The sequence below is a fragment of the Rhizobium grahamii CCGE 502 genome (assembly GCF_000298315.2).
GTDB lineage: Bacteria > Pseudomonadota > Alphaproteobacteria > Rhizobiales > Rhizobiaceae > Rhizobium > Rhizobium grahamii.
The window spans coordinates 60,165-75,642 of sequence record NZ_AEYE02000022.1; the positions used below are offsets into that span (position 1 = coordinate 60,165).

Here is a 15,478-nt window from a genome sequence, read left to right on the forward strand (position 1 = left end):
AGCCCTTTGTGCTTCCTGAAGGGTCCGGCCGCATGAGGTGCGGCCGGAATGACAAAGTGATCCTTACTTGAGGATGCCGAGCTTCTTGCAGCCTTCGGCATATTCGCCGGTGCAAATCTGCTCGGGCGTCTGGATATTCTTGTCAAAGATCTCGGCCTTGATGTTCTCGGCGGTTACGACTGCCGGGATGAAAAGCTGAGACGGCGTTTTGTAAAGCGTCGTCTTGGCTTCCGGCTTTTCGCCCTTGAGCATCTGGACCGCTACGTTGGCGGCTGCCGCGGCAACCACCTCGGAAGGCTTGGAGATCGTGTTGTACTGGTCACCGGAGATGATGAGCTGCAGCGCTGCGATCGTCGCATCGTTGCCAGTCACCGGCGGCACGGGGTTAACGCCTGCCGCCTTGAAAGCCGCAATAGCGCCGCCGGCGGTGCCGTCATTGGCTGCCACTACACCCTTGATGTCGCCGCCGAAGCGGGTGATCTGCCCTGCGGCCCATTCCTGGGCCTTCGGCGGAGCCCATTCCGGTGTGTCGTACTCGGCAAGTGTCTTGTAGGCAGATTCCTTCAGGCCACGGTGAATACCGTCGCGGATCAGGCCTGCAGCGGCGTCGGTCGGCGACCCGTTGATTTCAAGGACGCCCGCGCCGTCTGCGACGCCGGCGGCCTTCAGATGCGCGACGAGGGACTTGGCAATTGCATAGCCAATGCCTTCGTTGTCGAAGGAGACGTAGAAGTCGGCCGGCTTGTCGGGAACCGGGCGATCGTAAGCGATCACCTTGACCCCCTGGGACTGGGCGAGCTCGACAAGGCCAGCAGCCGCGGCGGAATCGACCGGGTCAAGAACGACGACCTTGGCTCCCTGGGCAATCACCGAGTTGAACTGCTGCTGCTGCAGCGACGCGTCGGCGTTGGCATTCTGATAGACGACCGTGCACTTTGGGCAAAGCTTCTCCATCTCTGCCTTGAAGCCCGGGAAATCGTGCTGTTCGTAGCGTGTCGACGCCTGGTCCGGCATCAGGAACGCCACTGTTGAGGCTTCCTGCGCCGACGCTGCTGCAGCGGCCGTGCTAATGGCAAGGGCGGCCGAGGCCACAAGCAAATTAAAAGATTTCATTCTCTCCTCCTACGTTCAAAAGACGACAAAAACAGGCTGAGGCATTGTCGACGGTCGCCGCGAATTCAGCGTGGGGCGCATGGCAGGCCATAAACGCCGAAATCACGAGAATCGATGTTGCGGCTTCTTTAGAGTCATACCCTCCCGCGCCGGACTCCCACCGGCTTGCTTCATCGATGGCACCACTTTGCTCAATCGATGAAGCAAGAATTGCCACCTCTTCATAAAGGTGTCAAGGTGGTGTCGAAGTGGAGATATAAATTTGACTCGCTCCAAGCAGGCCAGGCGCACCACCATCTACGATCTTGCGAGCCTCGCAGGAACGTCGGCTAGCGCTGTGAGTGCGGTCCTGAACGGGAACTGGAAGAAGCGACGAATTAGTAGTCAGCTCGCCGAAAAAATCACGCGCCTAGCCGAAGAGCAGGGCTACGCGACCAACATGCAGGCAAGTCTTCTCCGTCGCGAGAAGTCGCACATCATTGGAATGATCGTTCCCAAGTACGACAACCGGTACTTCGGGTCGATCGTCGAACGATTCGAGGACATGGCACGCGCACGCGGCCTGTTTCCGATCATTACCTGCACCCGGCGAGATCCGCAGCTCGAGATCGAGGCAGCGCGCACTATGCTTTCCTATCAGGTGGACTGCCTGATTTCGACGGGCGCGACGGATCCAGACCGGATCACCGAGATGTGTTCGGCGGCGGGTGTTCGCAGCATCAACCTCGACCTCCCCGGTACTCTGGCCCCATCCGTGATCTCCGACAATTTTGAAGGCGCTAGGGAACTGACCCGGAAAATACTGCTGAACTGCGAGCGCCAGCTCCACGAGAAAAACCCACTCCTGTTCATCGGTGGCCGCGGCAGTGATCACAATACAGCCGAGCGCATCAGGGGCTTCCGCCAGGCCCATTCCGAGCTGAACGTTTCCATCGGCGAGGAGAATATTCTGCCTTGCGGTTATGCACCCGAGAAGGCGGAAAAGGCGCTTGACGAGCTGGTCGCTCGCGGTGTTTCTCCGGCTAAGGGCATGTTCGTGAACTCGACGATTTCCCTCGAAGGGGTGATGCGGTGGCTGAGGCGGGCCGGTCCGATCGACAGCCAGGATGTCGTCATCGGCTGTTTCGACTGGGACCCGTTTGCAGCCCTTCTCGGGCATCACATTGAAATGGTGCGGCAGAATGTTCCGGCCATGCTCGAAAAAATGTTCGAGATGATCGAATCAGGGCAAACGAAGCCAGTTGTGGTGCAAGTGCCGCCGATCATGCCGGACGAAGAGGGGTTGCTGATTTCGCGGGAAGGCGAGTTGAAGGCGGAGACGGCCTACAGGAACGCTGGGTAACGCCACAGATTTGGATTGATCCGCACCTTTGAGAACGGCATCCCCCGGTCGATCCTACTGCTGACGAGGCCAGATCGCCCGTGGAGATGCAGATCGCTACAAGGTCGGAGAAACACAAAAAAGGCCGACTGGGGTTTTCGTTCCGTTTTTGGCGCTATGTCCTTTTACGTGGGGACAAGATTACCCTGATCAACACGCTGCCGTGCATTGTCCAAGTGACACAAGCCCGCCTTCGAGAGACCGAGCGATGACAGAGAACAGTTTCCGCCTGACAGAACTTGCGCATGGTGGTGGGTGCGGCTGTAAGCTTGCGCCGTCGGTTTTGCAGAACCTTCTCGCTAGCCAACCCGCCGCGCAGCCATTTGCCCAGCTCCTGGTCGGCACCGAGATGGCGGATGATGCTGCCGTATGGCAGGTCGACGAGAACACCTGCATTATCGCGACCACCGATTTCTTCATGCCTGTCGTCGATGATCCATACGATTTCGGACGCATCGCGGCGACGAACGCCATCTCCGACGTCTACGCCATGGGGGGCAAGCCCATCCTCGCATTGGCCATCCTCGGCATGCCCATCAGCAAGCTCGCCCCGGAAAAGATTGCCAAGGTGCTGGAGGGAGGGGCAGCGATCTGCGCCGAAGCAGGAATTCCCGTCGCTGGCGGCCATTCCATCGATTCCGTAGAACCAATCTATGGCCTTGCTGTCATTGGCCTTTGCCGCCCCGAACATGTCCGTCGCAACAGCGGCGCAGAGGCAGGCGATGCGATCATCCTGACAAAGGGAATCGGCATTGGGATCTACTCGGCAGCGATCAAGAAAAACGCGCTGCCGGCCGGTTGCTACGACGAAATGATCGCATCAACTACTCTTTTGAACCGTATTGGGACCGAACTTGCCCGTGATGCCGATGTCCATGCGATCACCGATGTCACGGGGTTTGGCATTCTGGGCCACGGTCTCGAAATGGCTCGCGCTTCAGGCGTGTCGCTGACCATTAACGTCAAAGATATTCCTTTCCTGTCCGTGGCTGAAAGCCTTGCCCAGGAAGGGTTCATCACAGGCGCCTCCAACCGGAACTGGGCAAGTTACGGTGAGGACGTCATCTTGCCGGAGACAATGGCGGACTGGCGGCGGCTGCTTCTTGCCGATCCCCAGACGTCGGGCGGGCTTCTCGTTTCTTGCGCTCCCGCAAAGGCACACTCCCTTGTGCAGGCAATACGAGCCGCCGGCTATCCCCTGGCATCGGCTATCGGAAACGTGAAGGAAGGACCGGCGCGGATTGTTGTTCGTGACTGATCTGAACTGATCGGGGAACGTTCCTTGCTATTCGGAACAGCGCCTTATCTGGTGCGTTGAAGGGCGTTAGTGGAGGATGTCATGCGTTATCGGCAAGCTGCCCCTGGTTCACGACCCGCAGCGACCCGTGTTGTCGCTGCATTGCTTGTCGCGGCAAACGTCGCGACCATCCAACCGGTCCTTGCGCAGACACAGCCAAACTGCCCCGCGCCTTCGGCGGCGCAGGCGAGAAGCAAGGCCGAGCCTGCCACGCAGCCCAACACGACCGCAGGGGATGGCACCTCACCCGGCAACAGTGGCTCCACGGGCTGGACAGGAGGCACGGGTGGGGCATTCATTGGCACCAATCCGCAAGGTGCAACCAGGAACTCAACTACATGGCAGCCACCTACCGCCCGCGGGCTAGATCTTGCTAAGGCGCCTCCACCGGAATGCTGATCTTGCTGGTGCGAGCTGACGTCCTGGATGAAGTGCCGCAGAAAGAAGACGGTAGCAGTCTGCGAATGCGGCGTGATCAGAACCGGAAGCTAGATTAAGATTAGGTCCTTCAGGGCGGGGGGGACGCCGTCATCGCCGACGTCAGAACGGGTAACACTACCACGCATCGTGCAACTGCCAATTCAGGTTTGCTATTAGAATCCTGCTTTCTTCAGGCCGTCACGATAAAGGTCCTTGTGCCATTGCTCCTTGCTCGGAACGGCAGAAAGCCACCGGTCGACGTCGAAGTCCGGATTGGCTTCGCGAAATCTGCGGACGTAGAACCGCGCTTTTTCCTGGTTGTCCAACAGCGCCCAGCTTGCGGCTGAAAGCCTGTCAGCCAAACTGGGGTCGGCCATTTGCCCGATGTAATCCAGTGCCCCTTTGAAATCGGCAAGTGCATAGCTCGCCCCTGCAGCCGTCCATAGGTACGTGTCAGGGCTTAGAGGGTTGAGTTCGATTGCTCGCTCGATCTTTTGCAACGCCATGGCAGGGAGGGAGCAATGGACGAGGGTGTCGGCGTAGTCGGCGATGACGTCGGCATGGTGTGGACCACAGGCCTCCGCCAACTCCATCGCTTCGGCGCTTTCGTCGAACTGCCCCTTTAACAATCTCGCGACGCCCAGCTCGCGGTAGGCGTCAGCGAAGTCTGAACGCGTCTGGCCTGCTTGCTTTGCCAATGTTTCGGCCGTGTTCAGCAGCTCGATATCGCCTCGCGCTGTCAGCAGCCACTCCTTCGAATAGGTTCGCGCCATCGAACTTAGCGCTGGCGCAAAGTTCGGGGTCACATTCAGCGCTGCTTTCATCTCTGCACGCGCGCGCCGCAAGTTCGGAAGTGTTAACCGGACCATATGTCGCCTGCCGACCAGATACCGATGGTAGGCCACTGGACTGAGATTCTCTTGCAGGGCTTCATATCGTTCTATTTCTCTGCAAACGGACAGCGCCACCTGTCGGGTAACCGTCCTTCTGTCTTTGGCAAGAGCCATCTGGTGGAGGCTGAAGCGGTCCGCCCATATGACCTGATGCTGATCAAAGTAGATTAGCTGGACGAACAGTGTCGCGTCGTCTGTGTCGCCGCTGGTGCTGGTTTCAAGGACGTAATTCACGCGATGTCGCGTACAGAAATCTGACTGCGTCCTTATGTCCTTGCCCACTTGAGCCGCTGAATAAGGCGCAATCACCTGAACGCTATCAAACGCGCAGAAACCGATAGTAATGTCCTCGATGAGTGATCCGGCAAGTCGCCACGCACTTGATTGCACGGATTGACTCCGGGGTGGCAACAACATCAGACGGGGAATAGCGGCGACGACGTCTCTGGCCACAGATGTAGCGTCGCCTGAAGGTACGGTCGGTTGAGTTAACGTTAACGGGCCGCCGCCAGCTCTTAGGCGGCTATTTTGCAATGAGAGGGCAATCTGACGACGTTCGACATCCTCCCTTATGGAAGCCACTTCTTGTTCTGCGTTAAGGATCTGCAAAATAAAGCGTTTTGTCTCTGGATTGTGTGGATCCAGCCAAGAGAGTGTCGCCGCGGCTCGTCGCAAGATATCGGTCGCTTTTTTTCCTTGCGGCAGCCTTGAGGCGGCTCTCAATGTCTCTTTGAGAAGGCGTGCATGATAATTCTCCCGCTCGGCGAACCACCTTCTAAATTCCTGGCTCGCACTCTGAGCTGTCCCCAAAAATGGCTGATTGAGAAGTTTCAAAAGGTCCTTGAGGAACGCGACTGGCTCACGGGCTCCTTCATCGGCTTCTAGGAGGAGGTCCGAAGACAAAGCCTGTCGGTTAACCGATAGTACTCCGTCCTGTGCGGAAAGTATCGCGGTGCCCAGTTCGTGCTGGCGCGCCATAATTCTGGAAACCGCCTTTCTCAGTGTCGTGCGCGCGACGTTGTCATCTGCGTCGCCCCATAGAAAGCGTGCTGTTGTCGGACGATCTAGCTCGCCCTGATCGGCCGTCAGCAAGTATGCAAAGAGCAGCAGCCCTTTTTCGGGAAACGGGACTGTCTCGCCGTTTCGGTCGATTAGCTGCAACCGGCCAAAAGTCCTCAAAAAAAACGCCATGCCGACCTTCGATACTGAACCATTTGCTTTGAACAGATTGTCCGAATGTTCTGTGCGGATCAACACGGATCTAGACTTACCTGAAGAGGCTCCTATAGCTCGCAAGCACCTCGTGCATGAGATGGCGGAAGAGGTGTCCGCTGCAGCAGGTTTTTACCGGCGGCCGCGGTCTTGCCTACATCGAGCGTACCCGCAGGGAGTTGACTCGCTGTGGCCAATGGATCCGACAAAAACCACGACCAAACGCGTGGGCATGCGTACCGTCTACCAGTTCGAGAACAAGAATGCCACGCGCTCGACGTGTGCGGTCTCGGCCACTACGGGCCGATCTTCAGCCGCCGCCTTGGCTGCATTCCGTCGCCCACGCAAATATTTGTGAAATTCTCAGAGCACACCGAATGCGCCAAGCGATAGGAGCGCTTGCACGTAGACTACGAGGTCGCCCGAGTAGACAGCCAGTCCCGACCAAAACCTCCATGTGAAAGAGCCCCGCTGTTTCTCCGATGCTGCCAGAAGCAATGAGCGGTGTCGATTGCGCAGTTCATGCGACCAGCCTCAGGAACCCGCGCTGCGTCGCGAATGGTACTTGGTTGAATAAAAAAGGCCCGGCAACTGGGAGTAACCGGGCCGCTGGCTCCAGAGGGTCGGAGGCCAGCTTTGCAATGCGCCTGTCAGAGTTCATTGCCAATTGGAAACTGATGCGGGCAGGAAAGGTTCCAAAAGAAAGGCCCGGCGGGGCGAGGGAAGCCGGCGCCAGGCTTTTTTGGCGGACCTGCGCATATGGGCGATGCCTGGTCCTGCAGCCTGCGTGTTAGTGCTGCGTGCAAGAAACTGGCGCCTGGAAAGAAAGTTCCACCGGGCCATGCCAATGTGACAAAGGGGCCGAGGCAATTGGCGGAAGAGGTGTCAGGCGAATTGGTGTCCGCAACAGTTCGCAAGCGTCCGTTATCGCTTTGAAAATAAGCGGTAATCTGCCTTTAATAGTTCACGCAAATTCGCGATGATTCGCTTGTAACCCGCACAGAAACTGGGGAAACAAGTGGGGATCGGATTGGTGCGCGGTCTCCATAAACTCTCAGCTTCTTTGTTTCGTCAGACAGGTTGAAGGCAGGTCGCCATAGCGATGGCGGGGGCTCTATCTCAATGTGTCAAAGACGGGCGCCAAGTCCTGGGTGTTTATGTGGGTCATCACCGTAAAGCGATACGAAATGGGCCTTGGATCGCCGGAAAATCCGGCAAGGCCGAGACGGTTTCTCTGAAGCAAGACTCGCGAAAAGGCGCGGGAGATCCGCGATATTCTGGGCCGCAAAGGCGACCCCTTCATGGAAGCGTCGGATCGGACCATTGAAACGCAAACTCGTCTCCGTATTCCTGGTAATGGCGTGAACCTCACAGTTTCGATCACCCCGGCAATTTGAGCAAAATGCTTGGATCTTTGTCCGGATCTCGCTTTCGAATGATCACTCTCTCTGACGTTTCATTGGCACGGCGCCCTCGCCGCACGGCGCAGGCTTACCCTTTGCAGATTACCCTCTGCAAGAGCGCTTCAGGAGTCATCGCTATAGGACCTGCATCCTATTGCCTTCGAGCAGCCGGATCACCCCATCGGACTGCAGCGCATACAGCGTGTTTCCGCCGCCTCCAACACGCGAGATTGGGAATCGTGCCAATCAAAGAATGATCACCTGGAAGGAAGGGTCGGGGTACAAGGGGTTCGAGCCTTCTTTCCCATGCCATGCGTTTGTCGATCCATGCAAAAAGAGACCCCGCTCAGTGGGAGGAGCGGGGTTCTGCGGGACAGGAAGAGCTAGGAGAAGACACATCCGTCTCGCGTTCGTGAAACTCTCGCACCCGGATTGGGTTCCACCGCCGATGCCTGAAAAGAAGCCCCGCCTGATGGGCAAGCGGGGCGAGTTGGGGCTTCATACGAAAAGGGAAGAAGGTGCGTGCATCTCCTTCTTCTGGGCGCGAAAACGACGCACTTCGACGTTGGTTCCGTGACCTACCGGACGAATTAGAAAATTCTTAACAAGGCGCTTTGGCTGGCCGGATTGACTACCCGCGTCGAGCTCTTTTCCGGCAAGATGGGCGACGTCAACGGGAAGACAGACCGAACTCTCGATCGCTTGATTTTAGCCAAGGGCCGATTCGACGCAGCCCTTGGCTAAGGGTCAAAGACCCTCCGCCGCGGTCATCAACAGTGCACCACGCCCGAGCACGATGCTCACAGCCGCATCCTCTTGCCTTCCCGCAGCCGATCACGCCGTTGCGCAGCCAAACTGGATCACCGCAACGGGAAGTTACTGCGCCACGACCGCCGGCGGTCGCCAAGTGCCATTCCCAGCCGGTAAAATTGATGGCGCTTCCGTTTTTGGCCAGTACAGACGCATCACCAAATAGATCGTGTCATTCGGCGCCGGTAGCCAATTTGGTTCCTTGTCAGGACCGGGACTGTCTTTCTGGACGTAGAGGGTAAGCGAACCATCCTCATTCTTCTTCATGGCGGGCAACATGGGCGAGTTGATCAGGTACCGATTGATGGGGTTCTTTATCAAGAGCTGACTCTTGCCGTCGTACATCGTCACCGACCAGAAAGAGTTCACCGGTGGGAGTTGCTCTGCCGGGAAGGTGATCGTGTAATTGTGTTTGCTTCCATCGAGCGTCCGACCATCGCTATCTACCCGCGTGTACGGGTAGGTCGCTTCCTCGGGATCGTTGCCGTAAATGCCCGCTTGAGCGGCGACAGCACGCTTCAGCCAGTTGCCGTTGTAATGGGCGCTGTCTCCGGGAAGACCGCTAACCCGCCAGCCATTAATTGCCTTACCAGCATCGGCGACAGCCTTGTCGACTTTCCGCTGGCCGGACTTCATGCCAAGGGCCATCTCCAGCTTATGCTTCACTGGCAGGTCTTTGAAGTTGAAAGTCTTGCCGGGACCAACACCGATGCGGGCCAGCTTGGCGCGGATCTCTTTTTCATTGCTCTGCGCCGGCGCGAATTGCAGAGCGAAATCGAGATAATCGAAGAAGTTGGTCTTCACGAGGTCCTTGTCGATCTTGGGGAAGTCGACGGTTGACGCGCCCGACGGCGGCGTCTGCTCCAGATAGGCTGATAGCATTTGCACCTTATAGCCAGCCTGCACCTCCTTGACGTTATCGAGATCATCCGGGCCAAAAAGCTGGGTGCGATAGCCTGCGAGGGAAAACTCTGTGCTCGAACGGAACACCTGCTTGATGCCCGGCGGGGTGTCACCGTTCCAGTCAGGCCCGACCACCATGTAGTCGCCGGCATCGCTCCCCGTGGCTCGGGTGCCGATATAGCCGTAGTTGTAGGTGTTGCCGTCACAGAGCATGACCGAGAAATAGCGCTTGGAGTCGATCGCCGGCACCGACAGTACTACCGGCTCTGCCCTCAAATCCATCCAGATGAAAGAATAGGGCGTGTCGCTGTTCGGGGTGACGATTGCTGTATCTTTATATGTATAAACGTTTGGCTCGTTCTTGATTTGGTTGAACGGCGCTTTGAACTGCCCTGAATTCCGATCTACCGCGTACTCGTACATGATGGCGTAGTTCATCACCAGGGGCAGACCGTAGATGAAGCCATCCTCTGCGATGTCCTTGGCCTCCATCAGGCTAGGCCATTCGGTATTGTTCCTTGCAGCGACGGAAGTAATACTGGCTGTTGTGGCGGCTATTCCCGCCATCGCGGCGGAGGTGAGCAGATCACGCTTCGTAAGCATCGGAACATCTTCCCGTGTAAGTAGCAGGAAAGGTCGATGATCCTCGCAACCTCAGGAATAACAAGTAATTTACTGTAACATACGGCTAGGACGGGCCTTTAGACGCCCGCACAGCGATATCGGTTCCACATCACCGCGAAAAGAGCCCCGCACGGGCGCTAGCGGGGCGAGGACGAGTGACGTTGAAAGTGAACGGCACGGATGTCAGGACCTACCATCCATTTTACGGAACGTGGCTCGCTCATTTGTTCTTTGAATTTCGCGGCAAAATCAATCGCATAAAACGAAAACTTGGCGGAAGAGGATGGGAGTCGAACCCACCCGAGACAGCCTCGCTGCCCCACCCGGATTTGAAGTCCGGACGCCCCACCGGGGACGGTTCTCTTCCTTAACCGCTGCCCGACCGAGGTTCACCGTACAGGTCGAGCCTGTGCGGGTTGACACGCCGGACGTCACCACGGCGAAACGTGACGCCCTGGCGATCGAAGAATTCGAGAATTTCGATCGCGACCTTTCTACCGTTGTTGACCCGGTCGCGAAAGGCACCAGCGAAAAATTCCCCGTTATCTGCTGATGCGGCGACCTCGCGGATGATCTCCACCATCTCCGCTGTCGTCCTACGGGCAAAGAAGTGGTCGTGCCTGATCTGGTCGACGCGGCCGAGGCGCGCGCATAGCTTGAGGATGCGCCGGACCTCCTTTTCGTCAGCGCCTATCATTTCGCAGAAATCGCGGACCCTTGGCGGCCGGAATCGCTCGTCACCAGTCATGTGCGGAACCAGTTTCGCGTAAAGCGCCTCTTCCTTCTCCGTCAGTCTGACTTCGTGTCCCGGCAATCGAACGAAGGAACCATCCATTACAAGCCGGCCGGCTTCCTGCTCCTCCCGCAACATCACAAGAAAGGCGGGCTTTGGAAGTCGCGGCATCGCCAGCATCCGGAGGCGCTCCCGGCCAATCCCCTGGAGGTCAGGATTGTCACCGTGAAAGGCGGTGAGGGTGCGTTGCAGGTGCTCAGTAAACTCGATGCGTGCCTCTTTCGAGAGAGCATAGCGGCCCTGAGATGTGACAATAACCTCGGCCTTTGCTGTCGTGATTATCCTCGACAGCTCGTCCTTGGCGAGAGCCCGGTCGCGGGCGAAGGCATCGAGATCAACTACGAAGGGCAAGACGGCAAGCAATGCGACCAAGGCCTCCGGTGCGTCTTGCCGTGCCGCGGCATTCAGAAGCTCACGCCTCTCCGCCGTCTTGCGCTTTCTGGCTGGTGCGCGCAGATCGAGGAACTTTCCCCCGCCAATCGTCCGCTGCGCAGAAACATCGCGAATGATGAACCTGTCGCCGATGGCTGCCGCGATCGCCCTGTCCAATACCAGTTGCGCCCTGCCACTCTGTCCGGGAGAGATCGGCAGGCCCAAGGGCACGATGCGCACGCCGACTTCGGTGCTGGCATGGTGCAGCCTTGCAGAAAACCACTCGCCGAGCGGCCTTTTCTCGGACGCGAGAACAGCGAGCTCCGCGTCGATTCTGTCGGCCGGCGCATGCAGCACCGGATCGACGACCATGTCTCCACGGCGGATGGCATCCTTCGACACTCCGTCGCCCGACAGATTGAGAGCACAACGCTCTCCAGCCGAGCCGGACCCCGTCGTTCGGTTTTGTGCATGAATTGACCGTACCCGGGCCGGGAGACCTGAGGGGGACAGTGTGACGAGGTCGCCGAGAGCTACCCGGCCAGAGATCACCGAGCCGGTCACGACCGTCCCGGCACCAGGCAGGATGAAGCATCTATCGACCGCGAGACGGAACCTCCCCGAGGCGCTCATCGTGGTCGCTTCGCGTTCGGCCTCGGCCAGGTGGTGCTTCAGGGCTTCGATCCCTTCCCCGGTCATGGCAGAAACACACATGATCACGACGTCTCGAAGACTGCTCTCTCGAAGCATGGTCCGCACCTCGAGCGTCAACGAAGCACGGCGGATATCGTCGGCGAGATCGGCCTTGGTAAGTGCAACAACGCCCCTGTTGATCCCGAGAAGATTGAGGATGGCGAGATGCTCAAGCGTCTGCGGCATGATCCCGTCATCGGCGGCGACGACAAGAAGCGCATAGTCGATCCCACAGGCGCCTGCCAACATCGTATGTATGAAGCGCTCGTGGCCCGGGACGTCTACGAAGCCGGTTACTGATCCGTTCCCGAAGTTGGAATAGGCAAAGCCAAGCTCGATGGTGATGCCGCGTGCCTTTTCCTCTTTGAGCCTGTCGGTATCGACACCGGTCAGCGCCTTGACCAGTGCCGTCTTTCCGTGGTCGATATGCCCGGCTGTTCCGACGATCATCGCATCTCTCCCGAGATGGGGCCTGCCGCCCGTTGTTCCGCCTCGCCAATCTCCTCGGCCGACAGGCTTGAGCGCACCACCTCGAGAAATGGCTTTGCGAGATCACTCCCACCCATTTCAGCCCGGATCAACCAGGCGAGGGCGCAAACACCATCCGGCTCGATTCCGGACCCCATATGGAGCGCAGCACCGAGCATGGCCTGCGCGTCCGCGTCGCCATTGCGCGCGCCGCGGCCCCACCATCGTGCAGCCATCTCAGGGTCGCGCCTGACACCACGTGCATTATGATAAAGCATTCCAAGCCTGGTCATCGATGAGGCAATACCGGCGGAAGCCGCCTGTTCCGCCCAGTGCCTGGCTTCGACTGGATCAGCGTTCATCACGCTGCCTTCCAGAAGCATCCAGCTTCAACATGTCCTGGGACGGTGCATCCCCCTGTTCTGCGGCGCGGCGGTAGAAGTCAGCCGCGATCTCGAAATCGGCATCCGCTTCGCGCATATGCAAGGCGGCGTAGTTGCGTTGCCCGACGGGATCGCCGGCCTCTGCCGCGAGCTGCAACCAGCGGCGCGCCAGATTCAGATCGACCGTTACGCCAAGGCCTTCGGCGAAGCAGGCGCCGATGTTGTTCTGGGCCCGCGAAAAGCCGGCCTGCGCCAGCGGCTCCCAGATCGCAAGCGCCGCCGCGTAGTCTCCGGCTTTGGCACACGAAAGTGCCACCGCCATGTGATCTGGATTAGCTGCAGGCTTTCGGGGGCGCAGGCGATCAAGCCATCGCATGACCCGTTCCCTCGGCCAGGCTCTCCAGAAACGATTGCTCATCCGCCAGGCACCTGAGATCGAGGAGCATGCAGCCGGACTGGATCCGGCCAATGATCGGGCGGGGCAGGGTCCGGAAGAGAGCCGCCAATTCCTCCAATGCCGTTCCTGACGACGCGGCGATCCTCAGAGCGGCGCTCGGGATCGTGTCGACAGGCAGTGCACCGGAACCAATCTGGCTCAAACACCCACATATATCGACGTCGTAGCCTCTTGATCGAAGCATCGAGGTCACCTTGGGCTGAAGCCTCTCAGCCTGCGCCATGATCTCCGACTGCTTGCGGGTGAGCAACCGAAGCGTCGGGAGGCGGGCCGCCAACCGGTCTGGATCACGATAAAGCTTGAGCGTGGCTTCCAGTGCAGCGATGCGAATTTTGTCTACCCTAAGAGCCCGCTTGAGCGGATTTCGGTTGATCTCGGCAATCAGCTCCCTGCGTCCGACGATGAAACCCGCCTGTGGGCCGCCGAGTAGCTTGTCGCCGGAGAAGGTAACGAGGTCCGCTCCCTCCGCAACTGCTTCGCGCACGGTCGGTTCCCTGGCGAGACCGTAGGATGCCAGATCGACGAGCGTACCCGAACCGAGATCGTTCAAAAGGGCGATGCCGGCATCGTGCGCGATTTTCGCGAGCTGGGACCCGTCGACCTCGGCGGTAAAGCCTTCGATGCGATAGTTCGACGTATGCACCTTGAGGATCAGGCCGGTGTCTGGGCCGATCACCTTTGCGTAGTCCTTCGGATGCGTCCGGTTGGTGGTGCCGACCTCGATGAGCTGGACGCCGGCTCGCTCCATGATGTCTGGCATGCGGAAGGCGCCGCCAATCTCGATCAGTTCGCCCCGCGACACGATCGCCTGGCGGCCTGCGCCGATCGTGTTTAGGCAGATCAGGACCGCGCCGGCATTGTTGTTGACAACAGTCGCATCCTCCGCCCCCGTCAGTTCGCAAAGGAGGGTCCGAAGGTGGCTGTCACGCTCGCCGCGCCGGCCAGTGTCGAGGTCGAATTCGAGCGCGGCGGCATCACGCATGGCATCCATGCCGCAGCGATTGCTTCCTCGGCCAGAAGCGCACGGCCGAGATTGGTATGAAGCACGGTTCCGGTCAGGTTGAACAGCGGCCGCAGATTGGTCCGGCCACGGTATTCCACGCGACTGATCAGAGAAGCCAGCAAATCTTCGGGCCGGGGAACGGCACCGCCCGCCTTCACCTCCGCCCGTATATCGGACAGAACGGCTCTCAGATCCGCCGTCACGGCCCGCCGGCCATGCTTCTCGACAAGAACCGCCACGGCCGGGCTATTCAGCATCTGGTCGACGGAGGGCAAGGCTCTGAGATCGGCGGATCCGTGCATCAATCAATAACCCACTAGGAAGGGGTCGAAGCCCGCGCGTCTGTATTCGGTCTCTTTCATGAGCGTGTCGAGGCCGAGGCTCGCCACATCATCGGCGACCATGTCGAGCGACGGGTTCTTGTTCTGGTAGAGGATCTTTGTCCAGCTGCGGCAATTGTCGCAGACCTCGGCCTTGACCGTTGCATCATCCTCCCCGGTCTCGACAGCGCGATAGCCGACGCCTTTTGTTGACCCGCATGCAAGGCATTTCACCCGGACCTCGTTCCATTGCATGAAGCAGCAGGCGCAGACTGCATAGCGCGCACCCTCCGCTCCCTGGAAGCCGACGACCATCGAGCCAACCGGCCGGCCTCCACAAGCCGGGCATACGCCGATGCCGACCGGCACAAGCGTTCCCTCCTCGAGCGTCGATGCGAGCCTGGTCATGTATATTTGTGCCCCTGCCGCGACAAAGATGTGATGAGCGAGGCTTTCCAGTGGAAGGGTATCTGAAAGGATGTTGCCGATTATCCAGTCGATCGTCTCATCGTCGGCGGCACGCACCTCCGCAAGAGCGCTTGCCGATTGGGGCGGTACAGCAAGGCGTTCCGCCCGCGCGAGAAATCCCGACACGGTCGTCCTGATGCCCGGCGATCCGATCAGGGCATTTCTGTCGATGGGAGGCATTGATACGCTGCGCGCTGTTGCGAGGCGGTCGGCGTCCAGCGGGTCCATGGATGGAGCATCAAGAGTAAATTCCGACTGCAGCCGGGTGACGCAAGCCAGAAACTCAAGATAAGGCGAAAGCCTGCTTCCCTTGGCCAAAACATCGAACCTTGCGGCACGATCGCTGAAGATGCGCGCCGGATTTGGGGGAATGGCGAACCGGGTCTTGGCAATTCCGATCGCAGAAGGATCGGGCTGGATTGACGATATGGACATTTCACCTCGCGGACCGACCGGCCACAGCTT

7 protein-coding genes, 1 tRNA gene and 2 pseudogenes are annotated in these 15,478 nt (G+C 58.9%); 2 read left to right on the forward strand and 8 right to left on the reverse strand.

Annotated features, from left to right (window positions below; genetic code table 11):
* Positions 1 to 63 precede the first annotated feature (63 nt).
* Positions 64 to 1,113 carry an ABC transporter substrate-binding protein gene (locus RGCCGE502_RS18525; RefSeq protein WP_016555717.1) on the reverse strand — a complete coding sequence of 350 codons (1,050 nt, stop codon included), beginning with the start codon at positions 1,111 to 1,113 and terminating at the stop codon, positions 64 to 66.
* 262 nt (positions 1,114 to 1,375) lie between these two features.
* Between RGCCGE502_RS18525 and RGCCGE502_RS18530 the strand changes: the two genes are divergently transcribed.
* On the forward strand, positions 1,376 to 2,455 hold the full coding sequence (locus tag RGCCGE502_RS18530) for a LacI family DNA-binding transcriptional regulator (RefSeq protein ID WP_016555718.1): 1,080 nt from the start codon (positions 1,376 to 1,378) through the stop codon (positions 2,453 to 2,455).
* A 247-nt stretch (positions 2,456 to 2,702) separates the two neighbouring features.
* A complete protein-coding gene (gene selD / locus RGCCGE502_RS18535; RefSeq protein ID WP_016555719.1) occupies positions 2,703 to 3,752 on the forward strand; it encodes a selenide, water dikinase SelD in 1,050 nt (349 codons plus the stop codon).
* A 632-nt stretch (positions 3,753 to 4,384) separates the two neighbouring features.
* Here selD and RGCCGE502_RS18540 read toward each other — a convergent pair.
* The 7 genes and pseudogenes from RGCCGE502_RS18540 to fdhE all read right to left on the reverse strand — a co-directional run bounded on the left by RGCCGE502_RS18540 (position 4,385) and on the right by fdhE (position 15,448).
* Entirely contained in the window at positions 4,385 to 6,295 is a 1,911-nt protein-coding gene (locus RGCCGE502_RS18540; protein WP_016555720.1) for a hypothetical protein, read from the reverse strand.
* Positions 6,296 to 8,595: 2,300 nt separating this feature from the next.
* Positions 8,596 to 10,035 carry a DUF1254 domain-containing protein gene (locus RGCCGE502_RS18545; protein ID WP_016555721.1) on the reverse strand — a complete coding sequence of 480 codons (1,440 nt, stop codon included), beginning with the start codon at positions 10,033 to 10,035 and terminating at the stop codon, positions 8,596 to 8,598.
* 292 nt (positions 10,036 to 10,327) lie between these two features.
* Positions 10,328 to 10,423 (reverse strand) — tRNA-Sec (locus RGCCGE502_RS37375).
* Complete coding sequence (selB, locus tag RGCCGE502_RS18550) at positions 10,424 to 12,364, reverse strand: selenocysteine-specific translation elongation factor (RefSeq protein WP_016555722.1); 1,941 nt, start codon at positions 12,362 to 12,364, stop codon at positions 10,424 to 10,426. It lies immediately after the preceding tRNA gene.
* A pseudogene (locus tag RGCCGE502_RS18555) lies at positions 12,361 to 13,141 on the reverse strand (tetratricopeptide repeat protein). Before RGCCGE502_RS18555 ends, selB begins: the two are co-directional and overlap by 4 nt.
* A pseudogene (gene selA / locus RGCCGE502_RS18560) lies at positions 13,128 to 14,527 on the reverse strand (L-seryl-tRNA(Sec) selenium transferase). The pseudogenes RGCCGE502_RS18555 and selA overlap by 14 nt, the downstream one beginning before the upstream one ends.
* Positions 14,528 to 14,530: 3 nt before the next feature.
* Positions 14,531 to 15,448 (reverse strand): formate dehydrogenase accessory protein FdhE, encoded by a 918-nt coding sequence (gene fdhE / locus RGCCGE502_RS18565; protein ID WP_016555723.1) that lies wholly within the window; start codon positions 15,446 to 15,448, stop codon positions 14,531 to 14,533.
* Between the last annotated feature and the right edge of the window lie 30 nt (positions 15,449 to 15,478).

What these genes read in the sequence shown, in the direction of transcription:
- selB (WP_016555722.1), bottom strand. Translation starts at nt 12,364, where the DNA reads ATGATCGTCGGAACAGCCGGGCATATCGACCACGGAAAGACGGCACTG.
- selD (WP_016555719.1), top strand. Translation starts at nt 2,703, where the DNA reads ATGACAGAGAACAGTTTCCGCCTGACAGAACTTGCGCATGGTGGTGGG.
- RGCCGE502_RS18545 (WP_016555721.1), bottom strand. Translation starts at nt 10,035, where the DNA reads ATGCTTACGAAGCGTGATCTGCTCACCTCCGCCGCGATGGCGGGAATA.
- fdhE (WP_016555723.1), bottom strand. Translation starts at nt 15,448, where the DNA reads ATGTCCATATCGTCAATCCAGCCCGATCCTTCTGCGATCGGAATTGCC.
- RGCCGE502_RS18525 (WP_016555717.1), bottom strand. Translation starts at nt 1,113, where the DNA reads ATGAAATCTTTTAATTTGCTTGTGGCCTCGGCCGCCCTTGCCATTAGC.
- RGCCGE502_RS18540 (WP_016555720.1), bottom strand. Translation starts at nt 6,295, where the DNA reads ATGGCGTTTTTTTTGAGGACTTTTGGCCGGTTGCAGCTAATCGACCGA.